Origin of the sequence: Pseudomonas sp. TH43 (assembly GCF_016650635.1) — a bacterium.
Lineage (GTDB): Bacteria > Pseudomonadota > Gammaproteobacteria > Pseudomonadales > Pseudomonadaceae > Aquipseudomonas.
This window is the reverse complement of record NZ_JAEKFI010000001.1, coordinates 1,287,910-1,303,739: the sequence shown is the minus strand read 5'-3', so window position 1 is coordinate 1,303,739 and position 15,830 is coordinate 1,287,910. Positions and strand designations below refer to the sequence as shown.

The 15,830-nt window shown below is 59.4% G+C and carries 11 protein-coding genes and 1 pseudogene; 4 read left to right on the top strand and 8 right to left on the bottom strand.

Annotation, left to right across the window (positions count from 1 at the left end; translation table 11 throughout):
* Nucleotides 1–12: 12 nt before the first annotated feature.
* The 4 genes and pseudogenes from JFT81_RS05845 to JFT81_RS05830 all read right to left on the bottom strand — a co-directional run bounded on the left by JFT81_RS05845 (nucleotide 13) and on the right by JFT81_RS05830 (nucleotide 4,912).
* Nucleotides 13–2,724: a TonB-dependent receptor gene (locus JFT81_RS05845; protein ID WP_201204786.1), complete on the bottom strand. Its 2,712-nt coding sequence runs from the start codon at nucleotides 2,722–2,724 to the stop codon at nucleotides 13–15.
* A gap of 209 nt (nucleotides 2,725–2,933) precedes the next feature.
* Nucleotides 2,934–3,335: a biopolymer transporter ExbD gene (locus JFT81_RS05840; protein WP_201226477.1), complete on the bottom strand. Its 402-nt coding sequence runs from the start codon at nucleotides 3,333–3,335 to the stop codon at nucleotides 2,934–2,936.
* Nucleotides 3,335–4,039, bottom strand: a complete 705-nt coding sequence (locus tag JFT81_RS05835) for a MotA/TolQ/ExbB proton channel family protein (protein WP_016983987.1) — start codon at nucleotides 4,037–4,039, stop codon at nucleotides 3,335–3,337. The genes JFT81_RS05840 and JFT81_RS05835 overlap by 1 nt, the downstream gene beginning before the upstream one ends.
* A 49-nt stretch (nucleotides 4,040–4,088) precedes the next feature.
* Nucleotides 4,089–4,912, bottom strand: a pseudogene (locus JFT81_RS05830) (energy transducer TonB).
* Between the two features lie 1,205 nt (nucleotides 4,913–6,117).
* Between JFT81_RS05830 and JFT81_RS05825 the strand changes: the two are divergent.
* Complete coding sequence (locus JFT81_RS05825; RefSeq protein WP_201204783.1) at nucleotides 6,118–6,741, top strand: glutathione S-transferase N-terminal domain-containing protein; 624 nt, start codon at nucleotides 6,118–6,120, stop codon at nucleotides 6,739–6,741.
* Between the two features lie 170 nt (nucleotides 6,742–6,911).
* Here JFT81_RS05825 and JFT81_RS05820 read toward each other — a convergent pair whose 3' ends face one another.
* A complete protein-coding gene (locus JFT81_RS05820; protein ID WP_008084932.1) occupies nucleotides 6,912–7,352 on the bottom strand; it encodes a CBS domain-containing protein in 441 nt (146 codons plus the stop codon).
* Nucleotides 7,353–8,132: 780 nt separating this feature from the next.
* Between JFT81_RS05820 and JFT81_RS05815 the strand changes: the two genes are divergently transcribed.
* Nucleotides 8,133–10,493 (top strand): DNA polymerase II, encoded by a 2,361-nt coding sequence (locus JFT81_RS05815; RefSeq protein ID WP_201226476.1) that lies wholly within the window; start codon nucleotides 8,133–8,135, stop codon nucleotides 10,491–10,493.
* Here JFT81_RS05815 and JFT81_RS05810 read toward each other — a convergent pair.
* The 3 genes from JFT81_RS05810 to JFT81_RS05800 all read right to left on the bottom strand — a co-directional run bounded on the left by JFT81_RS05810 (nucleotide 10,458) and on the right by JFT81_RS05800 (nucleotide 13,087).
* Nucleotides 10,458–10,928: a DUF1810 domain-containing protein gene (locus JFT81_RS05810; RefSeq protein ID WP_201226475.1), complete on the bottom strand. Its 471-nt coding sequence runs from the start codon at nucleotides 10,926–10,928 to the stop codon at nucleotides 10,458–10,460. The genes JFT81_RS05815 and JFT81_RS05810 overlap by 36 nt on opposite strands.
* 28 nt (nucleotides 10,929–10,956) lie before the next feature.
* Nucleotides 10,957–11,778, bottom strand: a complete 822-nt coding sequence (locus JFT81_RS05805) for an aldo/keto reductase (protein WP_201226474.1) — start codon at nucleotides 11,776–11,778, stop codon at nucleotides 10,957–10,959.
* A 160-nt stretch (nucleotides 11,779–11,938) separates the two neighbouring features.
* Nucleotides 11,939–13,087: an aldose epimerase family protein gene (locus JFT81_RS05800; protein ID WP_201226473.1), complete on the bottom strand. Its 1,149-nt coding sequence runs from the start codon at nucleotides 13,085–13,087 to the stop codon at nucleotides 11,939–11,941.
* 337 nt (nucleotides 13,088–13,424) lie between these two features.
* On the opposite strand from JFT81_RS05800, the gene JFT81_RS05795 reads away from it, so the two are divergent.
* Nucleotides 13,425–14,174 carry a hypothetical protein gene (locus JFT81_RS05795; protein ID WP_201226472.1) on the top strand — a complete coding sequence of 250 codons (750 nt, stop codon included), beginning with the start codon at nucleotides 13,425–13,427 and terminating at the stop codon, nucleotides 14,172–14,174.
* 224 nt (nucleotides 14,175–14,398) lie between these two features.
* Nucleotides 14,399–15,613, top strand: a complete 1,215-nt coding sequence (locus JFT81_RS05790) for an MFS transporter (RefSeq protein ID WP_201226471.1) — start codon at nucleotides 14,399–14,401, stop codon at nucleotides 15,611–15,613.
* Nucleotides 15,614–15,830: the final 217 nt, after the last annotated feature.

The following is a 15,830-nucleotide window of genomic DNA, read 5'->3' as shown; positions in this document are numbered from 1 at the left end:
GGTGTTGCCGGGTTAGAAGTGGTACGTCATGCGCGCAAACAGGGTGCGGCCCAGTGGGTCGGTGTAGCGTGGGTCATAGCCGCTCTGGAAGTTGTAGGCCTGGTTGGAGAACGGTGGGTTGCGGTCGAACATGTTCTTCATCCCGGCATCGACATCCAGCACTTTGTTGAAGGTGTAACCGGCCGACAGATCCCACACCGAATACGACGCCACGCGCGCATGGGTATCGCGGTCGTAGTCGTTGTAACCGGTGGTGAAGCGGTTGGTCAGCGACGCTCGCGCCGCGCCGAAGGTCCAGCTGCCGGTGAGGTTGTGCTTCCAGCGCGCGATCACGCCGTCACCCTCGAAGTCGCCGACCTTGTCGGTGAACGGGCCCTTGATGGTGCTCTGGAAGTCGTACTCGTCGACATAGGTGCCTTGCAGGCCCAGGCCGAATTGACCGTACGGCGTGTTCGGGAAGCGATAGTCCAGCGACACATCGACCCCGTTGGTTTCGACGATGCCGAGGTTGGCGTTGCCGGTGACGATGTAATTGAGCGTGCCGTCGGCGTTGCGCACGAAGCGATCCGGGTAGGAACCGGCCTGATCAAACACGGTGGATTCCGGGAACGGCTGAATCTGGTTGGAGATGTGAATCCACCAGAAATCCAGGCCTACCGACAGGTTGTTGATCGGCTGGTAGACGAAACCCAGCGTCACGTTGCGCGCCTTCTCCGGAGCCAGGTCTTCGTTGCCGCCAATCTGGTTGAGGAACTGCTGACCGCAATCGCGGCCGCCGTTACCGCCCGGTTGCACCACGCCGCCGGTACACAGCACCGGATCGTTGTAGTAGCCCTGCGTGAAGGTGATGCTGCGCGGCGAATACAACTCATACAGCGACGGTGCGCGGAAACCTTCGCTGTACGCGCCGCGCACCACCAGCTCTTTGAGCGGCTGATAACGGAACGAATATTTCGGATTGGTGGTGCTGCCGAAATCGCTGTATTTGTCGTGACGCACGGCGGCGGACAGTTCGAGGCTGTCGAGCACCGGCACGTTGATTTCTGCGTAGGCAGCTTTCACGCTGCGGTCGCCCTCGACACTGCCGTTCGGGTCGATGCCGAGGCTCTGGATGTCGCCGGCGAACGACTCGAAGTCCTGATGGAATTTCTCTTTGCGGTACTCGCCACCCAGCGCGAGACCGGACGGGCCGGCGCCGAACCAGTCGCCAATCTCACGGCTGATACGCCCGTCGAAACCGGCCACGCGGCCGACCGCAGTGGAGTAGGCGCCGTGGTACATCGCTTCATCGATGTATTGCTGACCGGCCGTAGACTGCGGGCCGAACGGGTTGAGCAGACCGCTGGCCAGACCGTTGATCATCGCCTGATCGCTGACGTAACCGCTGGTGACGCTGGAGACGATTTTGTTCTGGTTGTACGAGGCGCCGACGTTGTAATCCCAACCGCCGACCAGACCATCGAAGCTCAGCAAGAAGCGCTGACTGGTGTTCTGGTCTTTCGACTCACGGGGCCCGGCAGCGGTTTCGCGCCAGTTCACATCAACCGGTTGCGTCGGGTCGAGGGCGAATCCGCTCGGGCCGGGTGTAATGCCGTTGCCGGGGTAGTAGGGCGACGACGAATCGAGGCTCAAACCGGTCAGTGGCGCTGGGCCGACAGCGGTGGCGTTGTTGTTGCGCGACCAGAAGTATTCGAGGTTGACGTTGTGATCGTCGGCGAGTTTGCCGGTGGTCTTGCCGAAGAACGACGTCTTCTCGGTTTGCGGCACCAGGTCGATGTATTCGCGGGTACTGAAGCGGCACAAACCGTCGCGCGCCACCAGGTTCGGCCCGTTGCAATTGCTGTTGGCCAGTGGATTGGTGGCGTTGCCGTTCTGGCTATAGTTGCCGGGGAACGCGGTGCCGGAGGTCTGATCGAGGCCACGCCCGGGATCGTAGTCGCGGGCGAAGGAGCGGTCGTTGGCGTCGAGGTTCTGCTGCTTGTTGTAGTTGAACACGCCAAGGACGTTGAAGCGGTCCTGCTCCAGATCGCCGTAGCCCCAGCTGGCGCTCATGTCTTTGGTTGCACCGCCGCCGCTGTGGGTCGGGGTTTCGCCGCCAAGGGTGAGTTGGCCATCGGTCATGGATTTTTTGGTGATGAAGTTGATCACGCCGCCGATGGCATCGGTGCCGTACAGGGCCGAAGCGCCGTCGCGCAGCACTTCCACACGCTCGATGGCGGCAAACGGGATCATGTTCAGATCCACCGCGCCACCGGCCGAGTTGGTCCCCGACAAGGCGTTGTTGGCCAGGCGTCGACCGTTGAGCAGCACCAGCGTCTTGTTCGCGCCGATGCCGCGCATGTCGGCGAACGAGGCGCCACCGGTGGCCGCACCGACCGAGCCGGCGCTGTTGTTGATCGACTGGCTGCCGGTGATCCGCTGCACCAGTTCGGCGGTGGTGGTCACGCCCTGTTTGCGCAGCTCGTCAGCCTTGAGAATGGTGATCGGCACCGCCGTTTCCGCATCGACCCGGCGAATCGCCGAACCGGTCACTTCCACCCGTTGCAGTTGCGTGGTCGGCGCAACCACCGCCGCCGCTGCGGGGACGGCCGCATTGTCGTCCTCCGCGGCCTGCACAGTCCCGGCGCCCATCCCCATGGCCACCAGATACAACGGAACAAAACGGTGACGAGAAATCGTCGCCACCAAAGGTTTCAGCGTAAAGCGTGGAGTGTTCATCAGCATGGTTGTTTCCGACTTTGTTAGACGTTATCGAAATGGCCTTGTGAGCCCTGATTGCGCAGGTCACGGTGGTGCCGCGCCGCGAAAAACCACTTTCTTCAAGCAAGCCGATCCCCTCCGAAGACGCGTAGCGTTTTTTCGGTCGGCCGAGTGCGACGGGATTTCTTCAGCGGTGCCGGGCGCGTATTTTCAACGCGCGCCCGGCACCGCACTCAGTGGGTGGTCATCACCGAAATCTTGCTGATGCCCGAGCGTTCGATGGACGCCATGGCCTTGGCGACCTGGCCATAATTCACCGAGGAATCGGCCTGTAGCTGAACGCGTACTTCGGCGTCCCTGGCCTTGACCTCTTTGAGGCTGGCCTCTAGCGATTCCGGCGCCAGTTCGGTCTTGGCGAGGTAGAACTTGCCGTCCTGATCGACGCTGACCACCACCGGGTCTTTCTTCTCGGCGGGGGCGACGGCGTCGGTTTTCGGCAGATTGACTTTGATCGCGTTGGTCATCAGCGGCGCGGTGACGATGAACACCACCAGCAGCACGAGCATCACGTCGACCAGTGGCGTGACATTCATTTCGCTGAGCACTTCATCGCTGTCTTGAGTGGAGAACGACATCAGCTGGCCTCCCGCACGGCGGCTGTGGTTTTGCTGGCAATGGCTTGGCGGCTGATGGAAAACGCACTGCGCGAGGCGAGGGCGTCAAAGTCGTGGGCGAAGTCGTCCATGTCCGCCGAGGCGAGTTTCAGACGACGCAGGAAGAAGTTGTAAATCAGCACCGCCGGTACCGCGACGGCGATGCCGACGCCAGTAGCGATCAGCGCGTGGCCGATGGGCCCGGCGACCGCTTCAAGGCTGGCCGAACCGGTTTCGCCGATGCTTTTCAGCGCTTCCATGATTCCCCACACGGTGCCGAACAGACCAATGAACGGCGCGGTGCTGCCAATACTGGCGAGGATCGCCTGGCCGTTTTCCAGCGAGCGGCGTTCCTTCTGGATCTGCTGGCGCAAGTTACGCTCCAGTCGATCCGAGCGGTTGATGGTGTGCGCCAGTTGTTGCGTGGTGCGCGGCGAATCTTCCACCAGCAGGGCTTCGAAACCGCTGCTGGCGATGCGCGCCAGCGAGCCCGGATACTGGCTGGCGTGTTCGGCGGCAGTGAGCAGATCCGGCGCGCCCCAGAAGGCTTTGCTGAACTGTTTGTTCTGCGCTTTCTGGCGCAGGTATTGCGCCGATTTGACCAGCAGGATCGCCCAACTGACCACGGAAAACAGCACCAGACCCCAGAGCACGCCGGGGACAATCATCGAAGACAAATCGTTCATGGTGATACCTCGCTTGCGTTATTCGGTTGTGCGTTGATTGAGCGTTCGGTTATTGCGGCAATTTGAAATCGATGGTCTGGGTGGCGAAGCCGTCAATCGGTGTGTCACCGCGTTTGGCCGGAATAAACTTCCAGTTCTTCACGGCGGCGACGGCGGCTTCATCCAGTTGCGGCTTGCCGCTGGATTTGGTCACGGTCACTGAACCTGCACGACCGTTGGCCAGCACTTGAATGCGCAGCACCACGCTGCCTTCCCAGTTGCGCCGCAACGCCAGCGACGGGTATTCCGGCGGCGGGTTGCCGAGGCTGGCGAGACCGGAAATCGCCGCCGATTCCTTGACCGGGCCCGGGGCCGCCGCGGGAGCCGGTGGTGCGCTCGGTGTCGCCGGTGCCGCTGGGGCTGCCGGTTGTGCCGGGGCGGGCGGGGCTTTCGGCGGCTCGGCTTTTTCACCGGTTTGGGTTTCTCGACCGGTTTTGGTTTTTCGATTGGCTTGGGCTTTTCCACCGGTTTTGGCGGCGGCTTGACCGCATCCTCGTCTTCCACCGGTTGTTCGGGTTCGGGCGGCGGTGGAGGCGGGGGCGGCGGCGGTGGTTCCGGCGTCGGCGGTGCCGGTGGCGTCGGACTGGTCAACTCGACGGTCATTTCCGGAATCTGCGGCGGCGTCGGCAACGGCTCGGTTTTACCCTGCTGGAGAAACCACCAGGCGCCGCCGTGTATCAGCGCCGACACGGCAACCAGCAAAACCATTTGCTGTTTATTCAAACCACCCGGTTGCGAGGTATTGGCTTTAAAGGCCGGCCTGCCCGAAGTTGGCGGGATCGGCGCGTCCCGTAACAACCCCGGCAGGGTTCTGTGCTTTACCGCATCGTTCATTAAAGCTCCCTCGGGTTGATGAAGGGCAATAAGGTGCCGTCCGAACATGTGGGTCATGTTCGAGTGGATGGGTGTAACTTTCTTTTGGGTGTGCAGAAGCCGATAGTTGAACTATCCGGTTAACAAGGCTTGTGCAACTTAATGGCTCAGCGCCATCGACTTCGTCGGTTCATTACCCATTCCCTGGTGTTGTTCTATAGGTAGGAGCTGCCGCAGGCTGCGATCTGTTGATTTTGTTTTAAATGATCAAGATCAGATCAAGGTCAACAGATCGCAGACTTCTCGAATTGTGTTTTGCAACCGCTGTGCCAAATGTTGCTGGAATGTAGGTGGGTTATTTCATTGATGTTACCCATGTCGCATTTATATAAGTTTCGTTGGCTGGCCTGTTTATCTTCGGCGCATACAATCCCGTCGCCGCGTACGCAGCGGCTTTTTTCAGGGCGAGTCTGGCCGTGCCCTCTATCTCGCGGATTGGCGAGGCAGAGCGGCAATTCTCGTGTCAGTCGGGGCACTTGCTGGTGCGCGGCGGACTGATTTGGTGCGGGTCAATGTTTTAGCGGGTCACAGCGGCTGTTCCTTGTTCTTGTTTAAATGAAATCAATGCCTGAATCTTTGTTTAGTTACAGTCGTTGGTGCAGTTTTGGTGCAAATATAAAATAGCTGAAGTTATTGTCTGACAATCCAGCTGAAGACTGATTAGTGCATGGCTCGCGCAATGATATTCAGCGTTGTATTTAAAAAATAAATAAGACTGTGCGCTCGGTGAATAACTCATCGCCGAGCACAGTGGGGGTATTGGGTTAGGTAATACAGTAAACGCGCAGGTGGCCGGTGCTGTTCAGATGAACTCGGCTGTTGGCGTAAAGAGATGCAAAGGCAGTGATGCGGCAGAACGATTGAAGATTCACGCGGTGAACTCCTTGTTGCCAGCTCGGATACGCGAACTTTTGGTTCGGTATCGCACCTTACAAGAACGCGGATAGCGTTCGATGATTGCTCTTGGTGCGGGATGGGCACCGTAAGCGCTGTTTCGCGAGGGTTGAATTCGCAAGTGGCGAGTGCATGGGAAATTCGTGCCAAAACGGATACACAGCCAAGAAATTTCTACATCCGGACAGCAGCCATCTATTCTGTGGCGTGTGACTTTTGTGGTGAGGGGATTCAGCGAAACGTCGCAGGTCATCAATAGAGAAGGGGGAGTCATGTATCAGCTCTACGGACATCGCAATTCAGGCGCAGCCGCCATCGAAGCGGCGCTGGAGCTGTGCCAGATTGCCTACCGCTTTATCGATACCGAAGCCAGTGCCGAAGCTGCTGACGCATTGGCGCAACTCAATCCGCTGAAGCAGATCCCGACCCTGCAACTGCCCGATGGCAGTGCGCTGACCGAGAGCGCGGCCATTCTGATTCACCTGGGTCTGGCGTTTCCCAAGTCCGGCCTACTGCCAGACAATCCACTGGACCGCGACCAGGCCATTCGCGGTCTGGTCTACATCGTCAGCAATTGCTACGCGGCGATTGGCGTTATCGACTATCCAGAGCGCTGGTTGCTGATGCCTGACGAAGCGTCACGGCAGAACCTGATGGCCGGCGCCCGAGAGCGCTTGCACTGGAGCTGGGAGGTGTTTGCCGACCAATTTTCCGCCGAGTTGTACCTGGACGACGAAACGCCGGGGGCGCTGGACGTGCTGGCAGCCGTGGTGACGCGCTGGGCCGGCAGCCGCGAGCACTTGCGCCAGACGCGGCCGGGGTTTTATGCGTGGTTGCAAAGGATTGACCGGCACCCGGTGTTGGCTCCGGTGTTTGCCCGGCATTGGCCAGCCTGAACCCACCACACAACCAAATGCAGGAGTGAGCCCTGTGGCGAGGGGATTTAGCGAAGCGTCGCACCGCCCCGATGGGGCGCGAAGCACCCCCAAAGAAACAGGGCCTGCTGCGCAGTCCATCGGGGCGGTGCGACGCCTCGCTAAATCCCCTCGCCACAGTGTTTTGCGATTTATTCCCCGCGGATGTACTGCTCCAGCTGTTTGATCAGCTCGGCCTGTTCGGCAATCGCTTCCTTGACCAGGTCACCAATCGACAGCAAGCCGATCAACTTGCCGTTCTCCACCACCGGCAAGTGACGCAGGCGTTTGTCGGACATGATGCCCAGACAGGTGTCGACGGTCTGGTGGGTGTCCACGGTGATCACGTTCGCCACCATGATGTCGCGAACCGGCGTGCCCACCGATGAGCGGCCATGCAGCACCAGTTTGCGCGCGTAATCGCGTTCACTGATGATGCCTACCACTTTGTCGTCTTCTACCACCAGCAAGGCGCCGACGTTCTTCTCGGCCATCTTCATCAGTGCTTCGAGCACCATGTGATCAGGTTTGATCTGGTGCACTTCCTGATTTTTCTGATCTTTGAGCTTGAGCAGTTGGGCGACGGTCTTCATGGCGGTTACTCAGGTGTTGTCGTTGTTATCCAAGCATCGTAGACGCTGACGTACAGAGCAAGGTGGCAAAGCGGCAGATAACACGCAAAAAACGTCATTTCCAAACAAAATGCCCATCACTCGGTGAAAGATGAACCTATGGCAAGGGGATTTATCTGTGATGAGAGGATTTATCTGTGGTTAGGGGGTTTATCTGGGATGAGGGGATTTATCTGTGGTGAGGGGATTTATCTGGGATGAGGGGATTTATCTGTGGTGAGGGGATTTATCCCCGTTGGCCTGCGCAGCGGGCCCAAAAACAGACAACCGGGTTTTCCTGATACACCGTGTCGGATGGTTTTGGGGCTGCTTCGCAACCCAACGGGGATAAATCCCCTCGCCACAGATAAATCCCCTCATCCCAGAGAAATCCTCTCATCCAGATAAATCCCCTCATCCCAGAGAAATCCTCTCATCCAGATAAATCCCCTCATCCCAGAGAAATCCTCTCATCCAGATAAATCCCCTCATCCCAGAGAAATCCTCTCATCCAGATAAATCCCCTCATCCCAGAGAAATCCTCTCATCTAGATAAATCCCCTCATCCCAGAGAAATCCTCTCATCCAGATAAATCCCCTCATCCCAGAGAAATCCTCTCATCCAGATAAATCCCCTCATCCCAGAGAAATCCCTTCATCCCAGATAATCCCTCTCACCACAAAGTATTCCAAACTGAAAACGCGGGCGATGAAGGGGCAGCGTAGAATGCGCACCAGATTCAGTTTCCCGAGGTTGCAGTGGTGGATTTACCGCAGGGCTTCGTCCTGACCCGGCATTGGCGCGATACGCCGGTCGGCACCGAAGTCGAGTTCTGGCTGGCGACTGACGCCGGGCCGCGCCGTGTGCGCTTGCCGCATCAGCCGTCGGTGGCGTTTATCCCCGCCGAGCAGCGCGCAGCGGCTGAACGCCTGCTGCACGATGAAAAGAACGTCGAACTGCGCCCGTTGGCCCTGCAGGATTTCGAGCATCGCCCGGTGCTCGGCTTGTATTGCCAGCAACATGGTCAGTTGATGCGCCTGGAAACAGCGCTCAATCGCGCGGGTGTCGACGTCTACGAAGCCGATGTGCGCCCGCCTGAGCGCTATCTGATGGAGCGTTTCATCACCGCCCCGGTGTTTTTTAGCGGCACGCCCGATGCCGACGGGGTTTTGCTCAACGCACACCTCAAACCCGCCCCGGCTTACCGACCGAACCTGCGGCTGGTCTCGCTCGACATCGAAACCACCGAAACCGGTGAGTTGTATTCCATCGCCCTGGAAGGCTGCGGCGAGCGTCAGGTGTACATGCTTGGCACCGCGAACGGTGATGCCAGCATCGTCGATTTCGATCTCGAATATTGCGACTCGCGCACGCTCATCCTGAAGAAACTCAACGACTGGTTCGCCCGGCACGACCCCGACGCGATCATCGGTTGGAACGTCGTGCAGTTCGACCTGCGCATCCTCCACGAACATGCCCGGCGTCTCGGTGTGCCGCTGAAGATCGGCCGTGGCGGTGAAGAGATGCAATGGCGTGAGCACGGCAGCCGCAATCACTATTTCGCCTCGGCAGCGGGGCGGCTGATCATCGATGGCATTGAATCGCTGCGCTCGGCGACCTGGAGTTTTCCCTCGTTCAGCCTGGAAAACGTCGCCCAGACGCTGCTGGGCGAGGGCAAAGCCATCAACACGCCGTATCAGCGCATGGACGAAATCAATCGGATGTTCGCCGAGGACAAACCGGCGCTGGCCAAGTACAACCTCAAGGACTGCGAACTGGTCACGCGGATCTTCGCCAAGACCGAACTGCTGACGTTCCTGCTGGAGCGCGCCAGCGTCACCGGCCTGCCGGCGGATCGCAGCGGTGGCTCGGTGGCGGCGTTCACCCACCTGTACATGCCGTTGATGCACCGCCAGGGTTTTGTCGCGCCGAACCTGGGGACTAATCCGCCGCAGGCCAGCCCCGGCGGCTTCGTCATGGACTCGCGCCCGGGGCTCTACGAGTCGGTGCTGGTGCTCGACTACAAAAGCCTTTATCCGTCGATCATTCGCACCTTTCTGATCGACCCGGTGGGGCTGATCGAAGGCTTGCAGCACCCGGACGACACCGACTCGGTGCCGGGCTTCCGTGGCGCGCGGTTCTCGCGCACGCGGCATTGCCTGCCGTCGATCGTCTCCCGGGTGGCTGAAGGTCGCGAGACCGCCAAGCGCGAGCACAACGCGCCATTGTCCCAAGCGCTGAAAATCATCATGAACGCCTTCTACGGCGTGCTCGGTTCCAGCGGCTGCCGGTTCTTCGATACGCGATTGGCCTCCTCGATCACTTTGCGCGGCCACGAAATCATGTTGCGCACGCGCAAGCTGATCGAAGAGCAGGGGCACGCGGTGATCTACGGCGACACCGATTCAACCTTCGTTTGGCTGCGTCGTCCCCACGGCCAGGCAGAAGCCGCAGAGATTGGCCATGCACTGGTCAAGCACGTCAACGATTGGTGGCGCGAGCATGTACGGGACGAGTTCGGCCTGGAAAGTGTCCTGGAATTGCAGTTCGAAACGCACTACAAACGCTTTCTGATGCCGACCATTCGGGGCGCGGAGGAGGGCAGCAAGAAGCGCTATGCCGGGCTGGTGAGCCGCGCCGATGGGACGGAAGAAATGGTCTACAAAGGCCTGGAAACCGTACGTACCGACTGGTCGCTGTTGGCCCGGCAGTTTCAGCAGGAACTCTACGAGCGGATTTTCCAGCGCAAGCCGTATCAGGATTACGTGCGCGATTATGTGCGCAAGACGTTGGCCGGCGAGTTCGATGATCGACTGATCTATCGCAAGCGCCTGCGCCGCACTCTCGACGATTACGAACGCAATGTGCCGCCCCATGTGCGCGCGGCACGGCTGGCCGACGAATACAACGTGCAGCACGGCCGTCCACGGCAATACCAGAACGGCGGCTGGATCAGCTACGTCATTACCCTGGCTGGCCCGGAGCCGCTGGAAGTGCGCCGCGCGGCCATCGACTACGACCACTACATCACCCGGCAACTGCAACCGATTGCAGACGCGATTCTGCCGTTTGTCGATGACGACTTCTCAACCCTGATCGGCGGGCAACTGGGCCTGTTTTGAGTCAAGCAACTGCAATGTCCACTCATCAAGAATGCCGTGGAAGTAACGTTCCAGTGCCTGATGGAAGAGGCTGTCTTCAGCGGCAAACTGAGCGAACAGCGTCATTGACGAGTGGAATTTCAGGTCATCCGGGTGACCAAAGATTTCTGCAATCGAACGTTGCTGCACGTTCAGCACCAACTGCGTGCACGTGCGCAGCCGCGCGCCAAGCAACTCATGCGCCAGATAGGCCTGGGCTTCCTCGGCCGCGCCGATCGCATAGCGCCGGGACATTTCACTGCCGCCCAGCCCGGCGAACTGCGGGAACACGAACCACATCCAGTGGCTGCGTTTGCGGCCGTCGTCGAGTTCGCGTTGCACGCGCTCGAACACCGGATCCTGGGCCTGAACAAAACGTTGCAGGTTGAACGGGTCGTACTGATCCGTGCTTCTCATCGCGAAGCCCTCGCCAGTCGGCAGCGGCTCAGACCATGGCCAGCCGCTGCTTGCGTTGTGGCGCTTGAAACGCCTGGTCCAGCGCCGCCAGATCCCCGGCTTCCAGTTGCAGCTGCGCCGCTTGTGCATTGAGTTGCACGTGTTCCGGTCGCACAGCCTTGGGAATCGCAATCACACCATCCTGACGCAGAATCCACGCCAGCGAAACCTGCGCGGGGGTTACGCCGTGACGAGTGGCAATCTGGTTCAGCAGCGGTTCAGCCAGCATCGCGCCGCCCTGACCGATCGGACAGTAGGCCATCAGCGGCATACGCTGCTGTTGGCACCATGGCAACAGATCGAATTCGATGCCGCGCTCTTCGAGGTTGTAGAGCACCTGATTGGTGGCGCACGCCGGATTGGCCAGTTCCTGCAGGTCATCGACATCAAAATTCGACACGCCCCAGCGGCCGATCTTGCCATCCTCGCGCAGGCGTTCGAAGGCCTCGACGGTTTCCTCCAGCGGATACTGGCCGCGCCAATGCAACAGATAGAGATCAATGTAATCGGTGTCGAGCCGACGCAGGCTACGCTCGCAGGCTTGCGCGATGCCCCTGCGACTGGCGTTGTGCGGATAGACCTTGCTGACCAGAAACACCTGATCGCGCAGGCCGGTAATGGCTTCGCCGACCACTGTCTCGGCACCGCCCTCGGCGTACATTTCGGCGCTGTCGATCAGGGTCATGCCCAGCTCGATCCCCGTGCGCAGGGCTGCGACTTCACGCTTGTGGGCGGAGCGGTCTTCACCCATGCGCCAGGTGCCCTGGCCAATCACCGGCACCTGCACGCCGGCCAATTCGAGGGTACGCATGCAAACCTCCTAGCTGAAAATGTCGATACCTTTAGTGGGCAGCAGGATAGCCCAGGGGTTCAAAAAGCAAAAAGATCGCAGCCTGCGGCAGCTCCTGCTTCAGGTTCGGATTTCCCCCTGTAGGAGCTGCCGCAGGCTGCGATCTTTTGATCTTCAGCTTTTATTTGGCGGAGAACTTCAACACCACGCTGTGCGTGTAATCCTGCCCTGGATCCAGTCGAGTACTCGGGAAGTTCGGCTGATTCGGCGAGTCCGGATAGTGCTGCGTCTCAAGGGTAAACGCGCCCCAATGCGGATACACCTTGCCACCCTTGCCCTTGACCGTGCCATCGAGGAAGTTGCTGGTGTAGAACTGCACGCCGGGTTCCGTGGTGAACAACTGCAGCACACGACCGGACTGCGGATCACTCACCTCAGTAGCAACTTTGCCGATGTCGCCCTTGGTATCCAGCGCCCAGTTGAAATCGAAACCACCCTGTTTCGGCTCAGCGAATTTCAGCTGCGGATGATCAGCCTTGATGTGCGTGCCGATCGCGGTCGGTTTGCTGAAGTCCATCGGTGTGCCGGCCACTGGCGCCAGTTCACCGGTCGGGATCAGCTTGGCCGTCACCGGCGTGTAGTGGCTGGCGTGCAGGGTGGCGACCTGTTTGAGAATGTCGCCATTGCCGGCGCCGGCGAGGTTGAAGTAACTGTGGTTGGTCAGGTTGAGCACGGTCGGTTTGTCGGTGCTGGCTTTGTAGTCGATGCGCAGTTCGTTGTTGTCGGTGAGGCGATAGGTCACTTCGGTGGTGAGGTTGCCGGGGAAGCCCATTTCACCATCCGCCGACAGATAGGTCAGGGTCACGCCGACCGAATCCTTGTCCTTGGTTTCCTGCGCTTTCCAGACTTTCTTGTCGAAGCCCAGTGTGCCGCCGTGCAGCGCATTGGTCTTGTCATTCTGCGGCACTTGATAGCGCTTGCCGTCGAGTTCAAAGGCACCTTCGGCCAGGCGATTGCCGAAACGGCCGATGGTCGCGCCGAAGTACGCGGTGCCTTTCTGATAGCCCTGCACATCATCGAAACCGAGCACGACGTCATCGAACTTGCCGTGCTTGTCGGCGACTTTCAGCGATTGCAGGGTCGCGCCGTAGGTGATGACGGTGGCTTGCATGCCGTGGCTGTTGCGCAGGATGTATTGCTCGACGGGCGTGCCGTCATTGGTTTTGCCGAAGGCTTTGTGTTCGGCGCTGAGGCCCGCCGCGTTGGCGGAAAGGGTGGCGATCATCAGAGAGAGTCCGAGGCCGGAGAGCAGGTGACGGGATTGAAGCATGGTTGACCTTCCTTTTTGTTGTTGTTTTCAACTCCCCGTGTAGGAGCTGCCGAAGGCTGCGATCTTTTGACCTGGCCGTTTAAAAACAAGATCAAGAGATCGCAGCCTTCGGCAGCTCCTACATGGGTGGTAATAGTCATGCTATTTGTGGTGTGAGTAAAAATTTATAGCGGATTGGAGGTTTATTGCAAAGATAAAGTCGGACTAAATGATCGGGCTCGTCACGCCGAAGGTCGGGAAGCGGCGTCAGCACTGCACTTTTCTGAATTCAGCGGCTCTATCCATGGCCAGGATGCGGTGACTCCCGCCGCACAGGAATGTGCCCGTTCGAGAATTCATGCCGAGAGTTTTTCATCTGATCGCCCGTTCAGTTCGCCGCCCATGCCTGTTGCTGGCCTGTTTGTCGTCGCTGTTGATCAGCGGTTGCACGCATCAGGACGGCAACGGCTTCATCAACCAGATTCGTGAAGGTCAGCCTCAGGAGTTCCTGCAGACCAGTGTCGACCGCATGGCCACCCTGGCAATGCGCGACAACCTCAACAGTCTTTATCGATTGATGGGCAAGCTGTACTTGCGTAACCCGGACGAGTTGCGCAAATCCGGGTTTCTCAACATCAACACGGCGGTGAAACAGGTACGCCTGGCGATCGAGCAACAACAGCCACTGCCGGTGCTCGGCGGGCGCAAGGATCTGGAGGCGCTCAGCTACGCGATGAGCCCGGAATTTCTCGGTGATCGCGTCGGTGCGTTCATCTATGCCATCGGCAGCATGCTGGTGACTGCCCATGGCAACCGGGTCGAGTTCTACATGACCGATGCGATCAACCCGACCTTCGTCCACAACGCCGCGCGCAACATCGAAAAAGCCACGTGGATTTTGTCTCAGCGACAGAACAAGGAAGGCCAGCCGCTGCTGTTCTCCAATGAAATTTCGGAGGAGGGCAGCAACCTGAGTTTTGCCACCGAGTTCGGCAAAATCGTCGCGCGCCTGGATCTGCTCACGCAAATGCTCGATGAGCGTTACCGGCGGATCGGCCTTAACTACGCGCAGAGTCTGCTGTTCCTGAATTTTTTGCCGGTGCAGTGAGTTCGCGGGGGTGGTGATGACGGTCAACGCACCACGAGAGTTTGTGGTGCGCAGAGATCCAGTGTGGGAGCGAGCCTGCTCGCGAAAGCGGTCTTTCAGGCGCTGAAGTATTGACTGATCCAGCGCATTCGCGAGCAGGCTCGCTCCCACATTGATCAAATAGCCAATGCGGTTTTTGTATACAATCCGTCACCGCTATTGATCAAAATGGAGCAGCCCCCGTCATGACCGACCCCGCAAGCGCCGATTTCAACTGCGTCGACCGCACCGCCCGTGCGGACAAACTGCCCTATGCCGCGTTGCTGGCGTTCGCCATGACCGGTTTTATCGCCATCCTCACCGAAACCCTGCCGGCCGGGCTGCTGCCGCAAATCGGCGCGGGCCTCAATGTCAGCGAGGTGCTCGCCGGGCAATTGGTGACGCTTTACGCGCTGGGCTCGATTGTCGCGGCGATTCCGCTGACCGTCGCCACGCGCGGCTGGCCACGACGGCGGGTATTGTTGATGACGGTGGGCGGGTTTCTGGTCTTCAACACCGTCACCACGTTTTCCAGCCATTACGGTTTGACCCTGGCCTCGCGCTTCCTGGCCGGGATGGCGGCGGGGCTGTCGTGGGGGATCATGGCCGGTTACGCGCGCGGGATCGTGCCGGTGCATCAACAGGGGCGGGCGCTGGCGATCGCCATGCTCGGCACCCCGGTAGCGCTGTCGTTGGGCACACCGGCGGGGACTTGGCTGGGCAATCTGATCGGCTGGCGTGCGTCCTTCGGGATCATGTCGGCGCTGGCTCTGGTGCTGGCAGCGTGGATCGTCATTGCAGTGCCGGATCGACCGGGACAGGCCAGTGACGAGCGTCTGCCATTGCTCGAATCGTTGCGCCTGCCGGGCGTACGGCCGGTGTTGTTCGTGGTGCTGACGTGGATGCTCGGGCACAACATTCTTTACACCTACATCTCACCTTTTCTGATGCAGGCCGGTCTCGCGGACCGGGTCGATCTGGTGTTGCTGGTGTTTGGCCTGTGTTCGCTGGTGGGGATCTGGATCATCGGCTTGTTGGTGGATCGCTGGTTGCGCTGGCTGACACTGATCAGCCTTGCGGTGTTTGCACTGACGGCACTGGTGTTGGCGCTGATCACGCCTTCACCGTTGCTCATTTATGCCTGCATGGCGGTGTGGGGCTTGTCTTTTGGCGGCTCGGCAACCTTGCTGCTGACCTCGGCGGCGGACTCGGCCGGTGAGCATGTCGACGTGGTGCAGGCGATGCTCACCACCTCGTGGAACGTAGCGATTGCCGGCGGTGGTTTGTTCGGCGGCTTGCTGCTTGATCGGGCGGGGGCAATGTCGTTTCCGTGGGCGCTGCTGATTCTGTCCCTCATCGCTTTGGCGACGGTGTGGATCAACAAAACCCACAGCTTCAAACCCGGACGGCGCCAGCACTAATCTGCGGCTCATCAAATCCCCCCTGTAGGAGTGAGCCTGCTCGCGATAGCGTTGGGTCAGTCACTGAATCGGTCACTGATAAACCGCTATCGCGAGCAGGCTCACTCCTACAATAGAGCGATTGTGATTGCGATATGGCATAACGATAGACCGTATCGATATATGTAGTTATAAGAAAAATCGCTATGCTGCGGGCCAGATTTTTCCTGTCGTTTTT